The sequence below is a fragment of the Allokutzneria sp. A3M-2-11 16 genome (assembly GCF_024213555.1).
Lineage (GTDB): Bacteria > Actinomycetota > Actinomycetes > Mycobacteriales > Pseudonocardiaceae > Allokutzneria.
Window position 1 is genome coordinate 108,121 of the sequence record NZ_JANAVO010000011.1, and the last position, 24,094, is coordinate 132,214.

General features: G+C 71.5%; 15 protein-coding genes. 7 read left to right on the forward strand and 8 right to left on the reverse strand.

Annotated elements, in window-relative coordinates:
* Nucleotides 1–59: 59 nt before the first annotated feature.
* From NLX83_RS33570 to NLX83_RS33580, 3 genes are all read right to left on the reverse strand, one after another.
* The gene (locus NLX83_RS33570; RefSeq protein WP_254239272.1) at nucleotides 60–1,088 is read right to left on the reverse strand and encodes an ABC transporter permease; all 1,029 of its coding nucleotides are present in this window, start codon (nucleotides 1,086–1,088) and stop codon (nucleotides 60–62) included.
* Nucleotides 1,085–2,635 carry a sugar ABC transporter ATP-binding protein gene (locus NLX83_RS33575; RefSeq protein WP_254239273.1) on the reverse strand — a complete coding sequence of 517 codons (1,551 nt, stop codon included), beginning with the start codon at nucleotides 2,633–2,635 and terminating at the stop codon, nucleotides 1,085–1,087. Before NLX83_RS33575 ends, NLX83_RS33570 begins: the two co-directional genes overlap by 4 nt.
* Before the next feature lie 134 nt (nucleotides 2,636–2,769).
* On the reverse strand, nucleotides 2,770–4,362 hold the full coding sequence (locus NLX83_RS33580) for a hypothetical protein (protein WP_254239274.1): 1,593 nt from the start codon (nucleotides 4,360–4,362) through the stop codon (nucleotides 2,770–2,772).
* Nucleotides 4,363–4,629: 267 nt separating this feature from the next.
* Here NLX83_RS33580 and NLX83_RS33585 point away from each other — a divergent pair, with 267 nt between their 5' ends.
* A complete protein-coding gene (locus NLX83_RS33585; RefSeq protein WP_254239275.1) occupies nucleotides 4,630–5,838 on the forward strand; it encodes an aminotransferase class V-fold PLP-dependent enzyme in 1,209 nt (402 codons plus the stop codon).
* 154 nt (nucleotides 5,839–5,992) lie between these two features.
* Here the strand turns inward: NLX83_RS33585 and NLX83_RS33590 are convergent, their stop codons facing one another.
* Nucleotides 5,993–6,970 carry a ScbA/BarX family gamma-butyrolactone biosynthesis protein gene (locus NLX83_RS33590; RefSeq protein ID WP_254239276.1) on the reverse strand — a complete coding sequence of 326 codons (978 nt, stop codon included), beginning with the start codon at nucleotides 6,968–6,970 and terminating at the stop codon, nucleotides 5,993–5,995.
* Between the two features lie 106 nt (nucleotides 6,971–7,076).
* On the opposite strand from NLX83_RS33590, the gene NLX83_RS33595 reads away from it, so the two are divergent.
* From NLX83_RS33595 to NLX83_RS33605, 3 genes are all read left to right on the forward strand, one after another.
* The gene (locus NLX83_RS33595) at nucleotides 7,077–7,736 is read left to right on the forward strand and encodes a ScbR family autoregulator-binding transcription factor (RefSeq protein ID WP_254239277.1); all 660 of its coding nucleotides are present in this window, start codon (nucleotides 7,077–7,079) and stop codon (nucleotides 7,734–7,736) included.
* Between the two features lie 264 nt (nucleotides 7,737–8,000).
* Nucleotides 8,001–9,062 (forward strand): helix-turn-helix transcriptional regulator, encoded by a 1,062-nt coding sequence (locus NLX83_RS33600; RefSeq protein ID WP_254239278.1) that lies wholly within the window; start codon nucleotides 8,001–8,003, stop codon nucleotides 9,060–9,062.
* Nucleotides 9,063–9,589: 527 nt separating this feature from the next.
* Nucleotides 9,590–10,420: an SDR family NAD(P)-dependent oxidoreductase gene (locus NLX83_RS33605; RefSeq protein WP_254239279.1), complete on the forward strand. Its 831-nt coding sequence runs from the start codon at nucleotides 9,590–9,592 to the stop codon at nucleotides 10,418–10,420.
* A 413-nt stretch (nucleotides 10,421–10,833) separates the two neighbouring features.
* On the opposite strand, the gene NLX83_RS33610 is transcribed toward NLX83_RS33605, so the two are convergent.
* Nucleotides 10,834–12,939, reverse strand: coding sequence for a transglycosylase domain-containing protein (locus NLX83_RS33610; protein ID WP_254239280.1), 2,106 nt, complete (start codon nucleotides 12,937–12,939; stop codon nucleotides 10,834–10,836).
* A gap of 463 nt (nucleotides 12,940–13,402) precedes the next feature.
* Between NLX83_RS33610 and NLX83_RS33615 the strand changes: the two genes are divergently transcribed.
* Nucleotides 13,403–15,067 carry a bifunctional 3'-5' exonuclease/DNA polymerase gene (locus NLX83_RS33615; RefSeq protein ID WP_256564858.1) on the forward strand — a complete coding sequence of 555 codons (1,665 nt, stop codon included), beginning with the start codon at nucleotides 13,403–13,405 and terminating at the stop codon, nucleotides 15,065–15,067.
* 249 nt (nucleotides 15,068–15,316) lie between these two features.
* Here NLX83_RS33615 and NLX83_RS33620 read toward each other — a convergent pair whose 3' ends face one another.
* The 3 genes from NLX83_RS33620 to NLX83_RS33630 form a co-directional block, all read right to left on the reverse strand.
* Nucleotides 15,317–18,280 carry a helix-turn-helix transcriptional regulator gene (locus NLX83_RS33620; RefSeq protein ID WP_254239282.1) on the reverse strand — a complete coding sequence of 988 codons (2,964 nt, stop codon included), beginning with the start codon at nucleotides 18,278–18,280 and terminating at the stop codon, nucleotides 15,317–15,319.
* Nucleotides 18,281–18,302: 22 nt separating this feature from the next.
* Nucleotides 18,303–18,494 (reverse strand): hypothetical protein, encoded by a 192-nt coding sequence (locus tag NLX83_RS33625; RefSeq protein ID WP_254239283.1) that lies wholly within the window; start codon nucleotides 18,492–18,494, stop codon nucleotides 18,303–18,305.
* A 110-nt stretch (nucleotides 18,495–18,604) separates the two neighbouring features.
* Entirely contained in the window at nucleotides 18,605–19,111 is a 507-nt protein-coding gene (locus NLX83_RS33630) for a M23 family metallopeptidase (RefSeq protein ID WP_254239284.1), read from the reverse strand.
* A gap of 290 nt (nucleotides 19,112–19,401) precedes the next feature.
* Here NLX83_RS33630 and NLX83_RS33635 point away from each other — a divergent pair, with 290 nt between their 5' ends.
* Together NLX83_RS33635 and NLX83_RS33640 are read left to right on the forward strand one after the other, a co-directional pair.
* Nucleotides 19,402–22,320 (forward strand): AfsR/SARP family transcriptional regulator, encoded by a 2,919-nt coding sequence (locus tag NLX83_RS33635; protein ID WP_254239285.1) that lies wholly within the window; start codon nucleotides 19,402–19,404, stop codon nucleotides 22,318–22,320.
* Between the two features lie 139 nt (nucleotides 22,321–22,459).
* Entirely contained in the window at nucleotides 22,460–23,995 is a 1,536-nt protein-coding gene (locus NLX83_RS33640) for a glycoside hydrolase family 10 protein (protein ID WP_254239286.1), read from the forward strand.
* Nucleotides 23,996–24,094 lie beyond the last annotated feature (99 nt).

The window sequence follows — 24,094 nt, forward strand, 5'->3', positions numbered from 1 at the left end:
CAGGCAGGCGGTGAATGCGATCGTTCTCTTCACGTCGAAAATCCCTTTCCACGGGCGGTTCATGACGAAGGCCGCAGTCGTTGCAATGCGGCAGCCGCCACGATCACCAGGCCCTTGATCAGGAGTTGCACGTTGGCGTCGATGTTGTTCAACGCCAGGATGTTGTTCAGCACGCCCAGCAGCAGCGCACCGGTCACGGTGCCCACCACGGAGCCCCGGCCGCCGGTGAGCGCGGTCCCGCCGATCACCACGGCGGCGATCGCGTCCAGCTCGTAGCCCGCGCCGTCGTTGGGGCTGCCCTGGTTGAGCTGCCCGGCATGCACGATCCCGGCCAGCGCGGCCAGCAGACCCGAGATGCCGAACACGATGATCTTCACGCGGTTCACCGGGACACCGGAGAGCCGCGCCGCCTTCTCGTTGCCGCCCACCGCGTACAGATGCCGGGCGAACGCGCTGGTGCGCAGGAACAGGATGGCCAGCACGGCCAGCCCCGCGAAGATCAGCGCGGGGATCGGCACCACGCCGCCGAAGGTGCGCTCGCCCAGCAGGGAGAACGTCACCGGCGCCTCGTTCGGCCCGTCGCCGTAGGCGATCGCGACGCCCTGCCCGTCGGACCAGATCCGCGCCAGGCCCCTGGCTATCTGCAACCCCGCGAGGGTCACGATGAACGCCTGGATGCCGAACAGCGCGCTCGCCATTCCTTGCAGCAGACCGAAGACCAGGCCGACCGCGAGCACGATCAGCACCGCGGGGAACACCCCGAGGTCGTCGTGCACCAGCAGCACGGCCGAGCCCACCGCGGACAACCCGAGCACCGCGCCGACCGAGAGGTCGATGCCGCCGACCAGGATCACGAACGTCATCCCGATCGCGATGATGCCGATCTCGGAGACCGCGCGCACCACGTTGAACAGGTTGTCGCTGGTGAGGAACAGGATCTCGCCGTTGCGCCTCGGCGAGAACACGATCGCGGCGACGAAGACGGCGATCAGCCCGAAGAAGCTCTGGAAGGAGAACAGCGTCTCCCGCCAGTCGATCCGGCGCCTGCCGTTCTCGGTCACCTCGGTCACGTCCGGGTCCGGGCTCATCGCGCACCCCCTGCCGCGGTCTCGCCCATGGTGGCGGCGAGCAGGTCCGCCTCCCCGATCTCACTGGTGCGCAGTTCCCGCACGTTCCGCCCTCCCCGGAGCACGACGACCCGGTCGCAGACGCCGATCAGCTCGGCCAGCTCCGACGACGCGAGCAGCACCCCGATGCCCTGCCCGGCGATCTCGCCGAGCAGCTGGTAGATCTCCGCCTTGGCGTTGATGTCCACGCCGCGGGTCGGCTCGTCCAGCAGCAGCAGCTTCGGCTTGGTCAGCAGCATCCGGCCGAAGACCACCTTCTGCTGGTTCCCGCCGGAGAGCGTGCCGACCGGGTCGGCGAGCGAGGACAGCTTGACGCGCAGGCGTTTCGCGCTCTCCGCCGCGTTCGCCTGCTCGGCCCGCCGCGACACCACCAGCCCGGCCGTCCGCAGTTTGTCCACAATGGACACAACCGTGTTGGCGAGCACCGAGTGCTCCAGCACCAGGCCGCTGATCCGCCGGTCCTCCGGCACGAACGCGATGCCCTTGGCCAGCGCGGCGCGCGGACCCCTCGGCCGCACGTCCACCCCGTCCAACAGCACGCGGCCGTCCCAGCGACCGGCGGATCCCGCCCCGTACAACGTCTCCAGCAGCTCGGTGCGGCCCGCGCCGAGCAACCCGGCCAGCCCGACGATCTCCCCCCGGCGCACCGTGAGGCTGATCCCGGCGGGCTCGTTGCGGCCGGACCGGACCCGGCGCGGGTGCACCGTCAGGTCCTCGACGCGCAGCAGCTCCTCGCCCGCTTCCCCGTGCGAGGCGCGGAAAAGCGTCCGCACCGGGCGGCCGACCATCGCCTCGGCGGCCTGCTCCGCGGTCATCGACCTGGCGTCGAACTCCTCGACGATCCGGCCGTTGCGCAGCACCGTGGCGCGGTCGGCGACGCGGCCGATCTCGTCCATCCGGTGCGAGATGTAGACGATGCCCGCGTCCTCGCGGCGCAGTTCGTCGATGACGGCGAACAACTGCTCAACTTCGGCGGTCGACAGCGCGGAGGTGGGCTCGTCCATGATGAGCACCTTGGCGTCCAGCGACAGCGCGCGGGCGATGGTCACCAGCTGCTGTTCGCCCACCCGCAGCTCGCCGACCGGGCGGCGCGGATCGAGGTCGATCCCGATGCGCCGCAACAGGGCCTGCGTCCACACCCGCATCTGCCTGCCGTCGACGGTGCCGATCCGCGTGCGCGGTTCCCGGCCCAGGTACAGGTTCTCCGCGATCGACAGCCCCGGCACCAGGTCGAGCTCCTGGTGGATCATGGCGATGCCCGCGCGCTGCGCGTCGACCGGACCGCCGAAGCGCGCCGGGGCGCCCTCGACCGCGATCTCGCCCGAGTAGTCGGTGATGTCCCCGGACAGGATCTTCATCAGGGTCGACTTGCCCGCGCCGTTCTCGCCGAGCAGCGCGTGCACCTCACCGGCGCGGATGTCGAAATCCACGTCCTGGCAGGCAAGAACGCCGCCGTAGCGCTTGCCGATGCCGGTCATGCGGACCAGCCTCGGTGCGTCGTTGGCCATACCCTGCTCCACCGGACGAAGTGAACGGCACGTTACGGGAAAACGATTACTGCGGACGCTATGACCGGCCCACCGGTGTGTCAAGCGTCACGCGGTCACAGCACGGGCACGACGCGCCTTTTCCACCGTTCGTCTCAGCCGTCCCGCATCACCAGGACGTCCCCGTGCCCGCCGTAGCCGAGGACGCCCTCGGCGTACTGCGTCCCGTCGAAGGTCACCAGCCACCAGCGCGGGCCTCCAGCCGAAGGCACCTCCACCAGCTGCGGGTGCGGGATGTTGGTGCGGTACGGCGCGTCCAGCGAACCCAGGTAGCTCATGGTCTCCAGGTCGTAGACGCGGTACTCGCGGGCGTCGCCGTCGCTGGCGAAGAGGTACCACTGGTCGCCGACCCGCTGGATGATCGTGCCCTCGGTCTGGTCCAGCGAGGTGTCCGCGCGACGCAACCGCAGGTCCTGGTGGTAGGTCCCGCCGGGCGGGCCGACCGCGAGCGCCGGGTGGAACTCGAACACCGGGGACTGCCGGGGGCTCTCCACGAACGCCACGTGCCACCGGTCGCCGATCCTGGTCAGCGACGGGTCCCACGCGCTGACCGCGGTCGGCAGCGGGAACCGCGCGGTGCGCAGCACGTGCACGCCCGAGAGCACGTTCGCGGCGGTCTCCACGTGGCGCACGTGCACCCCGTTGAACGCGAAGTCGCCCCAAGAGCTCATCGCCACGATGTACCGGTTTCTGCGCTCGTCGTACACGACCTGCCCGGCGTGGTCCCCGACGATCACCCCATCGCGTTGGAAGAACAGCTGCGAGACCTGTTCGAGGCGACGGGGGTCCGAGATGTCCATCGCCCACACACCCCAGTGCGCCTGCTGGAAAAATCCCAGTCCAGCGCACGTGAAGGTGAAGTAGATCTTGTTGTCGCGGATGAGCGGTTTGCCCTCCGCCGTCTGCACGAGGTGCCCGTCGCGCAACCCGGCTTGACCGAAGTAGCCCGCTCGGACGCGCCCGAGCGTGCTCGTCCCCGACCCGCCGAAGGCGTAGCGCATCGCCCGGAGCCGGTCCGGCACTCGGAGATCGACCAGGCCCGAGACACCCTCGCGCTCGCTGACCAACGGCGTCCACCCGGTGCCGGTGTTGGTCGGATCGACGAGCACCGTGACCGCGTTCTCGTTGAGCACGAACGCCAATCGGAACGGCGCGCGCAACGGCACCTGCTTCGCCGAGTCCACAATGGTCCGCTTGCCGCCGACGGTGACCTCGATCGTCGCCGAGCCGTCCGACCTGTACCTGACGAGCACGGAGTTGGCCTGGTCCAACGCGATCCCCGCGACGACACTGGAGTCGGCCGCGAGCGAGGCCACCTCCACCAGCACCGAGCAGAACGGCGCGCGCGGGCCCGACGACGTGATCAGCAGCGTGTCCCCCGCCAGCCGCACCGCGCCGTCGTCACTGATCCGCACGCCGTGGGCGGCCGCGACGGCCCGGTCCCGCGCAGTCGCGGTGTCGAACTGCTCGAAGCCCGGCGCGATCAGGTCGAACGGCCGGAACTGGTCCGTCACGCGGAAACGCAGGTCCAGCGGACCCCGCTCCGGGGCCACCGCCGCGAGCGCGGGCGTACCGCCCAGCACCGCCAAGGCCCCCAGGCCACCGAGTCCCATGAGCACTCCGCGCCGACCGAGCACGGGCTGTTCTGGCGGCATCACCGATCTTTCCGGCAGCACGTTCTCCGGCACGGAGCCTCCTCCCGACCCCCGGCGGCACTGCCGGGGAGTGAGGTCTGTTCCTCCCGGACTGCACCGGGCGGTTGGAAATCATGCAACCGCGCCCCGCCCGGCGAGGTCAACGCGTCCGATCGGGCACACCCGCCGCGATCATCCACAGTGGACACAGCCGGTGATCGACCGGCTAGCCCGGGTGGCGGCCACCAGCCCCGAACAGACCATTGGGGACACTGAACGTCCCCGGCCCGCGCCACCGACGCCCTGCATGAGGATGACGCCGTGTCCCAACAGCCCAACCCGGCAACCCACTCGAACCCGGCGCCCCGCACCACCCGATCCGGCCCCGCGCACCAGCAAGCAGCCCTGTCCGAAACAGCCCTGTCCGAAACCGCCGCGTTCGAAACCGCAGGAACGCCATGGTCGAACACCGGCTCCCCGCACTACCTGGACTTCGCGCGCTTCGGCCCACCGCCGCCCGCCGTGCGCGACGCGCTGCTGGACGCGGTCCGCCTGTCGGCGACGGGCGCACCGGGCGTCGTCGACGAACTGCACGACCGCGAGAACGCCGCGGCGGACATCGCGGCGAGGCTGACCGGTTTCGACCGGGCGGGCGTCACCCTGGTGCCGTCCACCAGCGCCGGGCTGTTCCACGTCGCGTTCGGCCTGGACGGCCCGGGGCGCGTGCTGGTCCCCCGGCACGACTTCCCCGCCAACGTCTACCCGTGGCTGCGCGCCCAGGAGCGCGGCGGCCTCACCGTCGACTTCCTCGACAACCCGGACGGCCACACCTCGCCGGAGCGCGTCGCGGCGGCACTGCGCCCGGACACCGTCGCCGTCACGGTCAGCGCGGTGGACTACCGCACCGGCCGCCGCGCGGACCTGCCCGCGCTGCGCGAGGTGATCGGCGACCGGCTGCTCGTCGTCGACGCGATCCAGGGCTTCGGCGTCAGCGACCAGCCGTGGAACCTGGCCGACGTCGTGGTGGCGGGCGGGCAGAAGTGGCTGCGCTCCGGCTGGGGTGCCGCGCTGTTCGCCGCGTCGCCGCGGGCGCTGGACCGGCTCTCCGACGGGCTGACCGGGTGGTCCGGCGTCGAGGACCGGGCCGTCTTCGACGCGACCGAGCACCCGGCGCTGGCCGACGCGGGCCGGGTGACGATGACGATGCTCAACCCGCTGGCGATCACGGGCCTGCTCGCTTCGCTGACCGAGCTGGAGCGGACGGGCCAACACGCGGTCGCCGAGGCGGTGACCGCGAACGCCGACCTGCTGGTCGAGCGCCTGCTGTCAACGGGCGCCGACCTGCTCACCCCGGCCGAGCCGCAGCACCGCGCGGGCATCGTCTCCGTCCGCCTCGCCGAACCCCGGTGGACCGCCGTCACCGAACGCCTGCGGGAACTGGGCGTCGTGGCCACCGCGCGCCCCGGCTATCTCAGGTTCTCCGTGCACTCCGACACCCCCGCCGGCACGATCGCCCTCGCCACCTCTTGAGTGCGATTCGAGTGGCTCGCGCGTAGCCGAGGACGGGCGCCGCGGACAACGGTCCACCCCTCGGAATTGGTAGGGAATTGCCGACCAGATTTCACCGGAAGCGGCAAACATGAATCGATCACCGAATCATGAAGATCAACTTCCGCCCACATTATCAACGGGGGTTGGGAACTCTCCACCCACCGCCCGGCGACATAAACCAGGACACCGTTCCCGCCGTTTTCCCGCCCTGTTCGAGATCGAACACCGGATCACCGCCACCGGGCCGCAGCACGACCTCCGCTGGCGGGTCCAGCTCCACGTACCTGGCCAGCTCGGCGTGGCAGCCCAGCGGCAGCAGCCCCCGCCCGGTGTAGGCAAGTGCCTGCCGCATCGCCTCGAACACCAGCATTCCCGGCACGTGGTCCAGCGGGTGGTCGAAGAGCACCGGGTGATCGCGGTCCACCCGCACCCGCCACGCCAGCGGGCCCGCACCCGGGCTGAGCACGACGTCCGCCGCGCGCAGCCGGTTGACCAGGTGCGGCTCGACCGGGGGCGGGCAGGCCCCCTCCCCCACCCCGCCCGGCGGCAGGGAACGGGCCCGCAGGTTGCGGTAGACCGCCTCCGGCAGGCAGGTCATCTCGCCGAACCCGGCCCCCAGCACCTCGCCGTCCCTGGCGATCAGCGTGCGAATGCCCAGCTTGACCGCCCCGGTCGGGCGACGGTTGTGCACCTGGCAGGTGACGTCGATGGTCAGGTCCGCGGGCACCGTCCCGAGCCGCAGCAGCCGGGGATCGACGTCGTAGCCGATGGAGTGCATGACGAAGTGGTGACAGATCGGCACACCCTCGCCGACGTGCGCGACCAGCAGCCCGGCCTGCCGCACGGTCTCCAGCACGAGCAGGGGATCGTGCGCCCCCGGCGGCACCGGTCGGTAGAAACTATGGTCTCGGGGCCACTGAGCACCGATCATGTAGCGGTCACCGGCGGTCCGGGCCCAGCCGGTCAGCAGGACCTCGTGCACGGCGGCGCGGTGCACGAGCCGCCGGTCGACCGTGCTGTGGAATAGCGGACTGGGCGGATCTGGTATCGATTGGAGAAGGCAACACCGGCAACCGAGCACGTTCTGGGTGAAGGACGTCATAACTGTCATCGCTCCAGCACCTGGAGTCCCTGACGGGGGACGCTTCCGGAGTTCGTTTAGCATACCGGCGGGTAGGTATGCGAGCTTTCCCCAATTAGCATGATGGAGAGCGCCAATGCGCAAAAAGGAACGGGCGGAGCTGACCCGGGCCAAGCTGATCAAAGCCGCGGCGACCACCTTCGACGACAAGGGCTTCCGGGGAACGAGCCTGCAGGACGTGTGCGAGGCCGCGGGCGTGACCAAGGGCGCGCTCTACTTCCACTTCCCGTCCAAGGACGCGCTGGCGCTCGCCGTCATCGAGGAGCACTACCGGGGCTGGCCGCCCTCGGTGGACAGCCTGCTGCTGACCAGCGACGGCCGCGCGCTCCAGGCGCTGGTGGACCTGTCCTTCCAGTTCGGCAGCCAGCTCGTCGGCGATCCGGTCATCCGCGCCGCGGTCCGCCTGGTCTTCGAGTCCGAGTTCGACGAGCCCGAGCCCCGGCGCGCCTTCTCCGGCTGGATCTCCGCGGTGGGCTCGCTGCTGGAGCAGGCCCGCGCGCAGGGCGACACCCGGGACGGCCTCGACCTCACCGCCACCGCCGAGCTGCTGGTCGGTGTGTTCACCGGCAGCCAGCTGGTGGCGCAGTCGCTGACCGGCCGCAAGGACATGATCGAGCGGATCCGGCACCTGTGGGTCTGCTTCCTGCCGGGCGTGCGCCCCGACGGCGCCCCCGCCGACCTGCGGCTGGAGCCGCCCGCGCTGGAGCGCCCGAGGGTCACCAGCCCTTCTCTATAGAACCCGCCACCTTCTCGATTCGGGCACGTCCCGTTGCGATAACGAAGTCGTTCACTCACGCACGGTGATTGACACGGGGGACGTCTTGGCGTTTGGATACCGGTTGGTCGGTATCTTTGGGGCCAGGTCGCGAGCGAGGCGGATTCGCGTGGGAGAGGTGTGGGCGATGTCGACGCGCAACGAGACGTTGACGCTGGTGCGGCGCGCGAGTGGGGGCTCGCGGCGGATCGGGGGCTGGTCCCGGTGAGCCGCCCGATGGACGCAATGGCACGTAAGGACGGCAACACCCCGGTGCTCGACGAGCCCGCGGTCTACCGGCTGCTGGTCCACCTGATCACGCACGGCCCGGTCGCCGTCTGCGTGCGCGACCCCGACGGCCGCTACCGCTGGGTGAACCAGGCGTACGCGGCGCTCTACGACCGCGCGGCCTCGGACATGATCGGCGCGCCGATGGACGAGTTCGGCCCGCGCGCCCTGGCCGGTGAGCAGCAGTGGCTGGACGCGGAGATGCTCACCAGGGCCTGCGAGACCACGATCATCCGGCCGCACCGGTTCGCGCTGCGGCTCAACAGCCGCCGCACCCGGCACGTGGCCGGTTACCTCGCCGCGGTGCGCGCCCGCAACGGTCGGGCCTTCGTCGCGGGCTTCTACCTCGACCTGACCGAGCAGATGCGCGCCAAGCGCGAGCTGTTCCAGATGCGCGAGCGGCACCGCGCGGTCGCGGAGCGCTCGACCATCCCGGTGCTGGTCTGCGATCCCGACGGCACGGTCAGCGACGCCAACCCGGCGCTGTGCGAGCTGCTCGGCCGCCAGCTGCACGACCTGCGCGGCGCGACCGCGGGCTCGCTGCTGTTCAACCGGAACAACCCCCAGTGCGGCGCGTGGTGGGGCGACCTGCTCGGCGGCAAGATCCCCAGCCACCGGGCCAGGGTGCTGCTGGACCGCAAGACCGAGGCCCCGGTCGAGGTCCGCTTCACCGCGTCGGTCTCGCGCAGCCCGGACGGCCAGCCCGCCTCGGTGGTCTTCGCCGTCGAGGCGGTGCGGCAGATGCGCTGGGCCACCATGGCCGGGTCCACGCCGCTGCTGTCGGAGGTCCAGGCCCGGGTGCTGGAGCGGGTGGCGATCGGCGACTCCAACGCCGCGATCGGCCGCGCGCTGAACCTGTCCCGGCAGAGCATCGACTACCACCTCGCGGTCCTGCGCCGCCGCCTGCGGGCCCCCAGCCGCACCGCGCTGGTCTCGCACGCGTACGCGCTCGGACTGCTCGACGCGGAGGAGTGGCCGCCGACCGTGCACGCCGCGGCCAGGCCGACCGAGCCCCGCTGACCCAGCGAACACACCAACGACGCCGGTACCCGTCCCAGGGGTACCGGCGTCGCGCTTTCCGCCACCCGCCCACCGGCGCGGCCGTCCGAAGTAGTTCCCATTGAGGCGAACGGCCTCAATTCGCGCTCACCCCCGCGGCGGTTCTGGTGGGCGCGGTTCACGGAGCACGATAAGGGGATGCCAGGCCGAGGAATGGGCGGCCGTCCCGAGGCCGCCCTCTCGCCTGGTATGCAATTCCACCAGGAGTCGTGCTCGGTGATTTCGGCGAAAACGCTGTCGGTATGTCACGCCTACGCCTCGACCAGGCGCACCACCTGCGTAGACGTCCGCCGTCAGCCGGGGGGAGCCCGGATGGCCGCCACTACGGTCCCACCTTCCCGCAGGAGCGCGGGACACATTTCCACTATCCGACTTACCGCATTTCCGGGAACGGTCTTCCGGAAAACCGGAAAAGTTCGTTGCGTACTGCAAGACGCACGAACGGATAGCCCGCCGGAAATCGGCTCGGGGTATGGAAGACGGCGCCGGTGAGTCCCCTCGCGGCGGCACTGGTCACCGGAGCCACGGACGGGATCGGCCGGGCGACCGCGCGGCGGCTGGCCGGACTGGTCGACACGCTGCTGATCCACGGCAAGCGGCCCGCCGCGCTGGAGGAGCTGGCCAGGGAGCTGGCCCCGGCCAACCCCGGCACCACCGTGGTCCCGCTGCTGGCCGACTTCACCGACCTGGCCCAGGTGGAGGGGCTGGCCGATGCCGTGCTGAACCGGCTGGAGAAGCTGGACCTGCTGATCAACAACGCCGCCATCCCCGGTGGCCAGCCCGGCTCCAGCAGCCGGGACGGCCACGAGCCCGCGTTCCAGGTCAACTACCTGGCCCCGGTGCTGCTGACGGCCCGGCTCTTCGGGGCCCTCAACCGCGGCGAGGCCGGCAAGATCGTGAACCTGTCCTGCGCGCAGCACCGTTCGGTCCGCTTCGCCTGGCCGAACATGTGGCCCGCGGTCGCGCAGCACCCGAAGGTCGCCTACGCGCGGTCGAAGCTGGCCCTCGCGGTGCACACGTGCTCACTGGCCGCCGCGCTGGACGGCACGGACATGTCGGCGGTGAGCGTGGACCCGGGCGCGATCGAGACGAAGCTGCTGCGCGCCACCTTCGGCTTCTCCGGGGCGCCTCCGGCCGCGGGCGCCGACCACGTGCTGCACGCGGCGACCACGCGGCAGGACGTCAACGGCGTGTACTTCGAGGGCAAGCGGCGGGTGCGCCCGGCCCAGGACGCGCTGCGCCGCGACGCGCAGTTCCAGCTGGACGCGGTGACCATGCGGCTGTTGTCGCTGCGCCCGCCGTGGACGAGCTCCGCCTGACCGGCATCCGCCCCAGCCGTTAACCCGTTCGGCTCCCCCGGCGCCACGCAGCCCGACATAGAAAGGACAACGTCGAGCCACCACAGGCGCTGACACCACAACCGGGCCGCACCGGGGGTTTCTGGGAGGAGAACCCCGGTGCGGCCCGGTTCACGTCGCTCTCCGCCCCCGAGGTCAGGGCGTCTTCAAGTACCCCCGACCCCCACCCCAGCGGTCGCAAACCGCCCCTAACCCCAGCGCCGCACCGGGTTCAGCACCGTTGACGACCGCGCCGACCGGGGTTCGGGGGTCTTGAAGACGCCCCAACCCCGGTCGGCGGTCGCGGTGCTCAGTCACGCTGCGGTGCTCGGTCAGTGCCGTGCTTGGTCAGGTGCGGTGCACGGTTGGGTGCGGTGCTTGGTTAGACGCGGGTGTCAGTGCATGTACTGCGGGGAGGCCGGGGGCAGCTCCTCCCGTTTCTTGTCCTTGTGGATCTTCTTCATCGCCTCGAACCACGTCCGCGCGGGCACCTTGCCGCCGTAGATGTTGCCGCTCCGACACAGGGTCGGCTGGTTGCCGTCGCAGATCGGACGGGGCGAATCGCTGTCGCTGAACGTCAGCACCGCGCCGGAGTACTGCGGGGTGGCGCCGAGGAAGCCCGCCGACTTGTGGTCCTGGGTGGTCCCGGTCTTGCCGAGCATCGGCCGGTCCCAGCCCCGCGCCGCGGCGGCGGCGGTGCCGTTGGCCTCGTGGTCCTTGCTCAGCGCCTGCACCATGCTGTTGGCCAGCTCGGGGCTGACCACCTGCTCGCACGGGGCTTCCTTCACCGGAACGGGCCTGCCACTGCGGTCGAGGACCTGCTCGATCGGGCTCGGCGGGCACCAGACGCCGCCGGAGGTCAGCGTCGCGCCGACGTTGGCCAGCTCCAGCGGGCTGACCGGGGTGACGCCGAGGGTGAACGAACCGGCGTTGTCCTGCTTGATCAGCTGTTCCTGGGTCAGCTTGTACTGCCGGTTCTTGCTGTCCGGGTTGGGCTTGGTGCCCGCGTTGTTCACGCCCTGCATGCTGGTCCGCAGCCCGAGCTTGATCGACATGTCGACCACGTTGCCCAGCCCGGCGCGCTCCTCCAGCCAGATGAAGCCGGTGTTCGGCGACATGGCCAGCGCCTGCTGCAACGACATCGCCTCGCCGTAGTCCCCGGCGTTCTTCACGGTGTAGCCGCGGCCGCCGTTCTTGTAGACCGAGGAGGTGTAGGTGGGCGGCGTCGGGATGCTGGTGTTGATGCCCGCCTTGCCCTCCTCCATGGCCGCGGCGGCGGTGAACACCTTGAAGATCGAGCCCGCGCCGAACCGGGCGACGTCGCTGGGCAGCCGGTAGGAGGTCTGGCCGAGGTCCTGCTTGGTGCCGTAGTCCCGGTTGGCCGCCAGCGCCACGACGCGGTGCTTGTCCTTGCCCGGCTGCACGACCGCGATCACGTTGGCGATGCCGTCGGTGGTCTTGGAGACCTCGCCCTCGGCCGCCGACTTCGCCGCCTCGGTGGCCACCGGGTCGAGCGAGGTCTTGATCGTGTAACCGCCGCGCTTGATCTGCTCCAGCGGGAGGCCCGCCTTCTGCAGGTAGTCGATCACGTAGGCGCAGTAGAAGCCGTTGACGTTGCCGCCGCCGGTGCCGACGCAGCCGTTGGACAGGGTGCGCAACGGGTTCTGCGTGCCCAGCTCGGTCGCCTTGAGGTTGTCGATCTCCTGCCTGAGCTTCGCCGGGTCGGCGATCGGGAAGGCCTTGTTCTCGGCCATCTTGTCGATCACCCAGTTCCGCCGCTTGATGGCGCCCTCGGGGTTGTTCACCGGGTTGAGCCTGCTCGGCTGGTTGGCCAGCCCGGCGAGGAAGGCGGCCTGCGGGATGGTCAGGTTCTTCGGCGAGGTGTTGAAGTAGGTGCGGGCCGCGCTGGCCACGCCGTAGATCTGGCCGCCGAAGGGCACGATGTTGAGGTAGCGGGTGAGGATCTCGTCCTTGTTCTTGACCTCGCGCTCCAGCTGCAGCGCGATCCGCGCCTCGCGCAGCTTGCGCGCGATGCTGCGCTCGGTGGCCTTCTCCCGCTCGTCCTCGGTCTTGGCCACCACGTAGGCCAGGTAGTTCTTGACGTACTGCTGGGTCAGCGAGGAACCACCGCCGCCCTCGCCCTCCTGCACCACGTTGTCCACCGCGGCGCGGAAGATGCCCTGCCAGTCCACGCCGTTGTGGTCGTAGAACCGGCGGTCCTCGACCGCGACGATCGCGGCCTTCATGTTCGGCGAGATGTCCTCGCCGCGCACGATGGTGCGGTCCTGCTCGAACAGCGAGGCGATGACCTTGCCGTTCTTGTCGAGCACCGACGTCACCTGCGGCGGGTCGACGCTGACCAGGTCGGCGGAGATCTGGTCAACGGATTCGCTGGCGCGGTTGGACATCAGGCCGACGCCCCCGACGACGGGGAACATCATCGCCGCGACCAGGACCCCGGCCACGACGCACAACCCGATCAACTTCGCCAGTCCCGTCACGCGGGCGGCAACCACTTCTCGACAACCCCTTCCACGACTGCTTCTGGGCTTCGCGTCCTCGGGACCGAAGACCTGCTCGCAGGGTCGAGCATCAGCGAGCGCGCCCGGTCCGGGCGGCGCGGATCGACTCTCCCCCGCTTATAGGTCGCGGCAGGCGGCCCGAAGGTTGCCTCAGGAGGTCGACCAAGTTCTGCTGTCACCACAGTAGGTCACGCCACTGACACCTCTCCCCACCTGCCCTCCGCCTCCTTCCGGGCCGGAGTTGGCCGGTCTTCAAGTCCCCCGAACCCCCGCCCACCGCCGACGTTCGCTGTCGTTTGCGACCGCTGAGAGGGGGGTTCGGTGTACTTGAAGACGGGGGAACCCGCGGGCTGAAGATGTGCTGAAGCGGGCGTTGGTGTCACTGCTGGGCGGACTGTCGGGGGTGGCGAGCACAATCCGGGGTGTGCGGGTGGCGCTGGTGATGACTGCGGATGGCGGTGGGCTGATGTGCCCGCTCACCGAGGACGGAACGGCGGCCGGTCCGGTGTCGCGCGTGCCCGACGCGGTGGCCGCCGTGCGTGAGCGGGAACACGCCGACGGCCCGCGCTGGGTGTGGGCGAGCACGACGGAGACCTACCCGAAGCTGCTGGCCGCGGGCGTGCGGGTGGACCGCTGCCACGACGTGGAGCTGACCGAGGCGTTGCTCAGCGGGCACGCGGGGCGGTGGGGCGAGCCGAGGGGGCTCGCCGCGGCGCTGGCGCGGCTGCGCGGCTGGCCGGTGCCACCGGACCCGCCCGCCAGGACCAAGGAGCTCCAGCCGACGCTCTTCGAGACCGGGGAGGCGGCGCTGCCCGGCGGGGCCGACCCGATGGACGCGCTCCTGGAGGTGCACGCCGACCAGCAACGACGGATCGCCGAGGTGGCGCTGCCGGGGCGGTTCCGGCTGCTGGTGGCCGCCGAGTCGGCGGGCGCGCTGATCGCGGTGGAGATGGGCGAGGCCGGTCTGCCGTGGCGCGCCGACGTGCACGACGCGCTGCTGGTGGAGATGCTCGGGTCGCGCTCGGCCGCGGGCGCCCCGCCGCGCAGGCTCGGTGAGCTGGCGGAGAAGATCAGCCAGGCGTTCGGCGATCACCGGATGCACGTGGACTCCCCCGCCGACGTGCTGCGCGCCTTCGCCAAGGCGGGCTTCAAGCTCAGCTCGACCCGCTCGTGGGTGCTGCGCGACGTCGACCACCCGGCGGTGCCGTTGTTGTTGGAGTACAAGGAGCTCTACCGCATCCACGTCGCGCACGGCTGGTCCTGGCTGGCCTCGTGGGTCCACAGTGGACGGTTCCGCGCGGAGTACGTGCCGGGCGGCGTGGTGTCCGGCCGCTGGGCGACGCGCGGCGGCGGAGCGCTGCAGATCCCCCGCAAGGTGCGCGGCGCGGTGATCGCCGACGAGGGCTGGAAACTGGTGGTGGCCGACGCCAGCCAGCTCGAACCGCGGGTGCTCGCGGCGATGGCGGCCGACCACCGGCTCGCCGCGGCGGCGGGCGACGGGGACCTGTACGCGGCGCTGGCCGCGGATGCCTTCGACGGGGACCGGGCGCGGGCGAAGCTGGGCATGCTCGGGGCGCTCTACGGCCAGACCTCGGGCGGGATCGGCCCGCTGCTGGCCACGCTGCGGCAACGGTTCCCGGCCGCGATGGGGTACGTGGAGCACGCGGCGCAGCTCGGCGAGAGCGGTGCCCTGGTGCGCTCCTACCTGGGCCGCACCTGCCCGCCCGCCTCGGTTTCGGTGTCCCTGGAGGGCTCCGAGCCCGCGTTCGAAGCAGCGGAGAGTCCCTCGGACGACCGCAAAGCCCTGTCCGCCGCCCGCGCCCGCGGCCGGTTCACCCGCAACTTCGTGGTGCAGGCGACCGCGGCGGAGTGGGCGTTGGCGATGCTGGCCAGCCTCCGCGCCACCCTGCACGACATGGGCGAGGCGGAACTGGTGTTCTTCCAGCACGACGAGGTGATCGTGCACTGCGCGGCGGGCAACGCCGACAAGGTGGTGACCGCGGTGCACGACGCGGCGGTGACCGCGACCCGCCTGCTCTTCGGCGACACCCCCGTGCGCTTCCCCCTCGAAGCCAAGGTCGTCGACTGCTACGCCGACGCGAAGTGACCGTTGAAGTTCCGGCGTCTTCAAGTACACCGCACCCCACCCACCAGCGTCTTCAACCGCCCCCAACCTCGCTGAGCGCCTCGGGTTGGGGGCGGAAAAAGACTGCTGAGGCGGGGGTTCGTGGTACTTGAAGACGTCGGTACCCCTGCGCGGGCCAGTGCGCTGAGCCGCAGGTTTGCTGTGGTTAGTGGTGTGTCGCGCGGGGGGTTCGGTGTACTTGAAGACCGCTGTACTTGAAGACTGCTGTACTCAGGTGAGGAGGTGGCGTTCGTAGGCGGCGGCCACGGCCTCGGTGCGGCTGCCCGCGCGGAGCTTGGCCATGATCCGGGTGAGGTGCACGCTGACCGTCTTCTCGCTGATGTAGAGCTTCTCTCCGACCTGGCGGTTGGTGTTGCCCTTGGCGACCAGGTCCAGCACCGCGCGTTCGCGGGGCGTCAGCGGGTTGATCACCGGGCGCTCCTGCGCGACGGCCTCGCCAAGGGCCAGCCTGCCGCGCTTGGCGAACTGGCGGAGCGCGTCGCGCAGCGGGACCGCGTCGAGGCGCTCGGCCACCTCGTGCGCCAGGCACAGCTCCGTGGTCGCGGCCTCGCGGTCGCCCGACTGCAACAGGGCCTCGGCCAGCCTCCACCGGGCGACGGCCTCCTGGTAGACGTGGCCGTAGCCGAAGGCGCGCACCGTCTCGCGCCACGCCTCGGGATCGTTGCGGCCGCGCAGCCGCAGCGCCTCCGCCTCGGCCCTGGCCACCCACGCCCGCCCCTCCGGTCCGAGCTGACCGCTGCGCGGCCTGCCGAGGCGGACGGTGTCGCGGACGAACTCCAGCATCTCCATGCCGGAGCGGACCGCGTCCTGCTCGGCCTCGGTGTTGCCGCGGTGCCGGGCCTGCTTGGCCAGCTCGGTGTAGGAGACGACGCCGAGGGTGCCCAGCCAGATGCCGCGGATGCCCCACTCGTCGTACTCGCGCTGCACCCGCACCGCGTTCTCGATCCGGGCGGCGGCCTCCGCGGGCCTGCCCCGCCACAGCTCCATCTCGGTGACGCACGGGTCGATCAGCACGAGGGTGAGCGGGTCGCGCCGCCACTGCTCGCCGAACTGGCGCAGCATCGAGCGCACCTCGGCGTAGCGACCCCGGCCCACCTTCACGTGCAGGTCCGCGGCGGCCACCTCGGCGGCGGCCAGGTCCGGGACCGCCCGGCCGGGCAGTTCGGCGGCCGCCTCCGCGCCGTCCCAGTCGCCGAGCATGTAGCGCACGACCACCTGGAGCAGGCGCACCTCCAGGCCGTAGACGCTCCAGGTGAGGCCGACCTGCTCGGCCCGCGCGGCGCCCTCGTCGATCATGACCTGCGCGCTGGCCAGGTCGCCCTGGTCGTAGAGGTTGACGCAGAGGTTGTACCAGGCGCGCAGCTCCACCGAGAGCGCCCCGGCCTGCACCGCCCGGTCCCGGGCGATCAGCTGCCGCTCGCGGGCCTTCTCCGGCCGGGCGGCGAACTCGTCGAAGATCGCCAGCGAGATCTGCGCGTCGGCCTCCGCGCCGTGCGCGCCCGACGCCTTGGCCACGCGCAGCGCCTCCTCGGCGTAGCCCATCGCCACGTCGTCGGCCACGCCGAGGTGGGTCGCGACGCGGGAGCGCACCGAGAGCACCCACGCCTTCACCGCGCTGTCCGGCTCGTCGCGGACCAGCTCCCACGCACGCTCGATCGCCGTGGCCGCGTTCTCCAGCTTCGCGTCGGCCCAGAGCAGGTACTGGGAGTACATCCGCAGCGAGTCCGCGAGCACGGTGCGGTCGCTGTCCTCCTCGGTGAGCTGGACCAGCGAGCGGGCGTACGCGACGGCGCGGTCCACCTCGCCCGCCTGGGACGCCATGTAGGCGACCTTCCTGGTCAGGGTCGGCTCGTCGGTGCCCGCCACCGTCGCCGGATCGGGCACGGCCTGCCACAGCTTCAACGCCTGCTCGTAGTAGTACAGCGCCTCGGCGTACGCGCCCGAGGCCTTGGCCTCCGACGCGGCGCGCACCGAGGCCGACAGCGCACGCGGCAGGTCGTGGCTCTCCAGGCTGTGGTGGGCCAGGGCCGCGGCGGACCCGCGCTTGTCCAGGGTGCCGGCGGCGCGCTGGGCGTAGGCGCTGTGCAGCCGCACGCGCTCGCCAGGCAGCAGGTCGCCGTAGACGGCCTCGCGCAGCAGCGCGTGCCGGAAGACGTAGCGCTCCTCGCCCTCGCTGAAGACCAGCACGTGGTGGGCGACCGCCTCGCGCAGCGCCGCCTCCAGATCGGCCTCGGCGAGGTCGCAGACCTCCTGCAGCCGGGAGTGCCGCACCCAGCGGCCCGCCACCGAGGCGGTCCTGACCACCTGCTGCGCGTGCGGGCCGAGGGCCTCCACCCTTGCCAGCAGCACGTCGGCGAGGCCGATCGGCATGTTCCGGCAGGAGTCGGTGCCCGCCCACGCCGCGACCAGCTCCTCGGCGAAGAACGCGTTGCCCTCGGACTTGGCCGCGATCTCGGCGATCTTCTCCTCGGGCAGGTCGCGCTCGGCCAGCTGGGCGACGAAGGAGCGGGCCTCCTTGGCGTCGAACGGAGCCAGGTCCAGCCGCTCCACCGCGGGCAGCCGGACCAGCTCGGCCAGCAGCGGCCGGAGCGGGTGCCTGCGGTGCAGGTCGTCGGTGCGGTAGGTGGCCACCACCAGCACGCGCTGCGAGCGCAGCCGGGACAGCAGGAAGGAGGTGAGGTAGCGGGTGGAGCTGTCGGCCCAGTGCAGGTCCTCCAGCACCACCACGACGCAGCGCTCGGTGGCCAGTTCGGTGATCAGCCCGTGCACGGCGTCGAAGAGCTGGAGCTGGCCGAGGTCCTGCTCCAGCCTGCGGTCGGCGCCGGAGACGTGCGGTGGGGCCTCGACCAGGTCGGGGGCCAGCCTGCCCAGCGCGGGGCGGGCCTTGACCAGGTGCACCTCGTCCTCGCCGAGCTGGCCGAGCAGCTCGACGTAGGGCAGGTAGGGCAGGCCGGTCTCGCCCGCGTCCAGGCACCGGCCGACGAGCACCCTGGCGCCCTCGGCGAGCGCGTGGTCGGAGAGCTCGGCGACCATCCTGGACTTGCCGACCCCGGCGTCACCCGCGAGCAGGACGGCGGCGGCCGTCCCGCGTTGTGCTTGCTGCAGGGCGGAGCGCAGTCGCCGTAGCTGCGAACTGCGCCCCACCAGCGGAATTCCGGACCCTAGGCGCGACACATCCAGGATGCTCGCACAGGGGTCAGACACTGCGCGGCCGAATTGCGGGTGACTCGCCTCGCTCCGCCCGGCCGCGTGTTCGTGCTTCGGCGAGGTGCTGCCACCAGCTTTCGAAGGTGGTGCGGTACGCCGCGCCGCGATCGGCGGTCAGGCGCTCCCTGCGGTAGTCGATCTCGGCCTGGATGGCGTCGGTGTTGTTGCTGTAGTGGCTCATGGAGAAGAGGTTCGCGGTAAGGCGGGGGCGGTCACATCAGATGATCACGTAAGTTCCCGCCCCCACCCCCTTACTTACCCGCGGTTAACCCGTACGGGGGCCTTACCCCGCTAGCAGTTCTTCGAGGTCAGGGTCTGCGTCGGGTAGCCGAAGGTGACGCCGTTGAACACGGCCTTGCGGATGTTGCCGGGGTAGCCCTCACCCTGGCGGACCTCGTAGTGCAGGTGTGCGCTGATGTTGTTGCCCGGCCTGCTGGTCTTGCCGACGGTGCCGATGCGCTGGCCCTGCGCGACGGCCTGGCCCACGGACACGCTGCGGACGTTGAGGTGCGCGTAGTAGGTCGCCCAGCCGCCGCCGTGGTCGATCTTCACGAGGTTGCCGTAGCCGTTGACGGAGCCTTGGTGGGAGGAGATCACCACGGTGCCCGCGGCGGCCGCGACGACCGTGTCGCCGAGGTCCGCGTCCGGGCTGCTGCCGCGGTTGAGGTCGAGTTCGTAGGAGCGGTGCGCGCTGCTGTTGCTGGAGTTGCCCGTCCAGCTCTGCCCGCAGGGGAACGGGAACTGGAAGTTCGTCGACCTGCTTGCGGGGTCGGCTGTTGATGCAGTGGCGGCGTTCACTGGAGTCAGACTCACCAGGAGGCTCGCGCCAACGATCGTCGTCGCCATGAGTGCACGCATGACCGCACGTCCTTTCGGCAGGGTGAAAGGGCAGGGGTGGCGCGCAGTGAACTGCCGGGCACTTGTGTCACGCTGGTGTGACCGAGGCCACTGAGCCGCTTGGTGCATGCTGTGCTGGACCGAACGGCCACCTGGCTGAAAAGGTTTGCGAGCGAGCAACCAGAAGGGCCCGTGACGACGTACAAATCGCGTTACGTACAGCAGCGACCCGAGCGCGGGGGCGGTGGGCCATGAGCACGACCGAGATGAGCTTCCGGGTACTCGGACCCTTGGAGGTCGCCGCGGGCGGCCGCGCGCTCTCGCTCGGCGGGGCCAAACCGCGGATGCTGCTGGGCAGCCTGCTGCTCAACCCCAACCGCCTGGTCTCGACGGACCTGCTGGTCGAGGTGTTGTGGCCACATTCCCCGCCCCGCTCGGCCGTGGCGAACCTGCGCACGTACGTGAGCACGCTGCGCGCGGGCCTGCGCGGCGGCGTCGACGGCCACGGGGACCGCAAAGAGGACCGGATCAGGGCGCTGACCTCGGGTTACAGCCTGCACGTCGAGCCCGAGGAGCTGGATCTGCTGCGCTTCGACCAGCTGGTCGAGCAGGCGCAGCGGGACCGTTCGACCGGGCGGCCGGAACGCGCGCTGGAGCTGTTGCGGCAGGCGGGTTCGCTGTGGCGGGGGCGGCCGTTGGAGGGCCTTCCGTCCAGCCCGGGGTGGCAGTCGGCCCTGGGCAGGCTGGCCGAGCGCAGGCTGGCCGCGACCGAGGAGCGGTTGGCGCTCCAGGTCGCCACGGGCGAGTACACCAACGCGATCGCCGAGTTGCAGGGCCTGCTGGAGGAGCACCCGTTCCGCGAGGAGCTGTGGCGGCAGCTGATGCTGGCGCTGCACGGCAGCGGGCGGCGGGCCGAGGCGCTGCACGCCTACACCGTGGTGCGGCGGCGGCTGGCCGACGAGCTGGGCGTGGAGCCGGGCCCGGAGCTGCGGCACGTGCACCGGCTGGTGCTCAGCGGGGAACGGGCCGAGGAGCCGGGCGCGGTCGAGATCGAACCGCAGCACGTCTGCCAGCTGCCGCCGGACACCCCGGACTTCACCGGGCGCACGCAGCAGCTCGGGGACCTGCTGGGGACCCTGGCCGAGCCGGACCGGATGCCGATCGCGATCGTGGTGGGTGCCCCCGGGATGGGCAAGACGACCCTCGCGACGCACGCGGCGCACCGGCTGCGCTCGCGCTTCCCCGACGGCCAGCTCTACGTCGACCTCGGCGGGACCACGCGCAACCCGCGCGATCCGGCGACCGTGCTCGCCGAGCTGCTGCGGTCGCTCGGCGTGCCGGGCGCCGCGGTGCCGGAGGGCGCGCACGAACGGGCCGCGCGGTTCCGCTCGCTGCTGGCCGACCGCCGGATGCTGGTGGTGCTCGACGACGCGGTGAACGCGGCGCAGGTGCGGCCGCTGCTGCCGGCCACCGCGGGCAGCGCCGTGCTGGTGACCAGCCGCTCGCGGATCGCCGAGCTGCCCGGGGCGCACCAGGTCGAGCTGGGCGTGTTCACCCCGGCGGAGGCGATGACGCTGCTCGGCTCGATCGCCGGGCGGGAGCGGGTCTCCGGCGACGAGGACGCCTGCGACCGGCTGCTGGAGGCGTGCGGGCTGCTGCCGCTGGCGATCCGGATCGCCGGGGCGAAGCTCGCCGGGCGGCAGGGCTGGCCGCTGCGGGTGCTGGCCGACCGGCTGGACGACGAGTCGCGGCGGCTGAACGAGCTGCGGCTGGGCGAGCTGGGCGTGCGGGCCAGCGTCGACCTGAGCTACCGCGGCCTGGCTCCGCGGGCGGCCCGCGCCATGCGGCTGCTGGGCCTGCTGGAGGGCCCGTCGCAGCCGGGCTGGGTGGTCGGCGCGCTGCTGGGCTCCGAAGGCGGCACCGACTACGACGACGCGCTCGACCAGCTGGTGGACGCGAACCTGCTGCGGTTGGCCGGGGTGGACTGCTCGGGGCAGCCGCGCTACGCCATGGCCGACCTGCTGCGGGTCTACGCGCGGGAGATGCTGCGCGCCGATCCGGTCGCGGAGCGGGAGGCGGCGCTGGAGCGCGTCGCGGGCGGCTGGCTGACGCTGGCGGAGCGGGCCTGCGCGCACCTGCCGACCAGCATCTTCGCCCCGGCCACCGGCGCCGCGCCGAGGTGGAGCCCGGAGGCCGCGGTGCTGCGGCTGGTGACCGCCGATCCGGTCGGCTGGCTGACCGCGGAGACGCAGGCGCTGGTCGCCGCGGTCGAGCAGGGTCCGCGCGGGGCCGCGCAGGAGCTGGCCGCGTGCCTGGTGCCGTGGTTCGACCTGCGCAGCCACTTCGACGAGTGGCGGCGCACGCACGACGCCGCGCTGGTCGGGGCACGGGAGGACCGGGACCACTGGGGCGAGGCGGTGCTGCGGCGCGGCCTCGGCCAGCTCGCGCTCTACCAGGACCGCTATCCCGAGGCGATCGAGCAGTTCCAGCGCTCGCGCGGGCTGTTCGACTCCGTCGGCGACGAGCACGGCGCGGCGATCGCGGTGTCCGGGCTGGCCGCGGTGGACCGGGTGCTCGGGCGCACCGAGGAGGCGCTGCGCAACTGCACCGCCGCGCTGCGGATGTTCGTCAACGCCGGGGACCGGCACGGCGAGGCTTACGCGCGCAACGTGCTCGGCGTGATCCACCTGAGGGCGGGCAGGCACGCGGCGGCGCTCGGCGAGTTCTCCTCGGCGCTGCGGCTGTCCAGGGCGCTGGCCGACCGGCACCGCGAGGCACACGTGCTGCACGAGCTGGGGATGCTGCACTTCACCCTCGGCCGCACCTCGGCGGCGGTGGCCGAGACCGAGCGGGCGCTGGGGATCTTCGAGGCGATCGGCGACACCCAGGGCGAGGTCTACGCGCGCCAGCAGCTCGGCGGGATGCACGCGCGGCTGGGTGACGAACCGCGGGCGGCGGCGCTGCTGCGTACCGCGTTGGAGGGGCACCGGCGGATCGGTGACCGGCGTGGCGAGGCGAGCACCGCGCAGTCGCTCGGCGAGCTGCACCAGGCCGCTGGCCGGATCGACCCGGCCCGCACGCACCTGGCGCTCGCCCGGCAGTTGTGGCGTGAGCTGGGCGCTGAGGAGCAGGCGGCCGAACTCACGACGGCGCTGGCCACCCTCGGTTAGCCGGGCGACAAGCCGGGAACAAGGGCGTGGAGGCACGGTTGGGCCGGTCGGACCCAACCGTACGGCAAGTATTTACAAGTCAGCCCTTGATCACGAAAATCGCTGACATCTCGGAGACGACACAGTCGGAGGGTCACGCATGGGCTGGCGCCGAACGCTGACGGCACTGCTGGGCACGCTCGCCATGGGCGCGGTGCTGGTCATCCCCGCCTCGGCGGCGGACCAGGACGCGGCACTCTGCCCGGCGCCGAAGAAGTCGCTGCGCGGGCTGTGGCTGGCCAGCGTCGGCAACATCAACTGGCCGAGCGCCCCCGGCCAGCCCGCCGAGCAGGTGCGCGCCGAGTATCGCGGTCTGCTCGACGGCGCGCGGCGGATCCGGGCCAACGCCGTCTTCGTCCAGGTCCGGCCGACCGCGGACGCGCTCTACCCCTCCGAGTTCGAGCCGTGGTCGCACTGGCTGACCGGCGAGCAGGGCAAGGACCCTGGCTGGGACCCGCTGGCGTTCGCGGTCCGCGAGGCGCACGCCCGCAACCTCGAGTTCCACGCGTGGTTCAACCCCTACCGCGTCAGCAAGCAGGGCGACATCACCAAGCTGGCGCCCAACCACCCGGCGCGGCTGCACCCGGAGTGGGTGCTGAAGTACGGGGACGGGCTCTACTACAACCCCGGAGTGCCGGAGGTGCGGGCCTTCGTCGAGAAGGTGATCGTCGACGTGGTGCGCCGCTACGACATCGACGGCGTGCACTTCGACGACTACTTCTACCCCTATCCCGTTGCGGGACAACAACTCGACGACGAGCGGGCCTACAAGGAGCACGGGGCGGGTTTCCCGAACCGGGCCGACTGGCGGCGGGACAACGTGGACCGGCTGGTCTCCGGGCTCGCCGCGAAGATCAAGGCGGCCAAACCGTGGGTGACCTTCGGCGTCAGCCCGTTCGCGGTGTGGCGCAACGGGAAGACCGACTCCTCCGGTTCGGACACCGCCGCCGGGATCGAGACCTACGACGACCTCTACGCCGACACCAGGAAGTGGATCAGACAGCGCTGGATCGACTACGTGGCGCCGCAGACCTACTGGCACATCGGGTTCCCGGCCGCGGACTACGTGAAGCTGGTGGACTGGTGGAGCCGCGAGGTGCGCGGTACCGGCGTCGCGTTGTACCTCGGCCAGGCGGCGTACCGGATCGGCTCCGCCACGAGTCCACAGTGGACTGACCCGGAGGAGATGCCGCGCCAGCTCAGGCTTTCCTCGGCGGTACCCGAGGTCGGCGGGCACATCTACTTCCAGGTCCACAGCGTGCTGGCCAACCCGTTGGGCTTCCGGGACCGGCTCAGCGACGACATCTACCGCACGCCTTCCCTCGTGCCACCGCGCTCCGCCGTGCCGGGCTGGGGACGGCCCTGGGCGCCCACCGCCTTCGTGGCGCGCGCCGACGGCGGCCACCAGGTGCGCATCCGGCCCACCGGGCTGCCGTCCGCGTACTACGCCGTCTACCGGACGGAGCGACGCGGCTGCGCGACGATGCTGGACACCGTGCGCGCGGATGCCAACGGTGGCGCGGTGTTCGTCGACCGCTCCGCGCGGCCCGGTGTCACCTATACGTACCTGGTGACGGCCGTCGACCGGGGTCACCATGAAGGACCAGCCGGAAAAACCCGGCCCATCACCGCCTGACCGACGAGACCACCCACGAGCGACTGCGGGAGCGTGCGATGCCGAACCACTCCATCCGCTGGCTGCGGCTGGCCCTGGCCGGGCTGACCGGGACGGCGC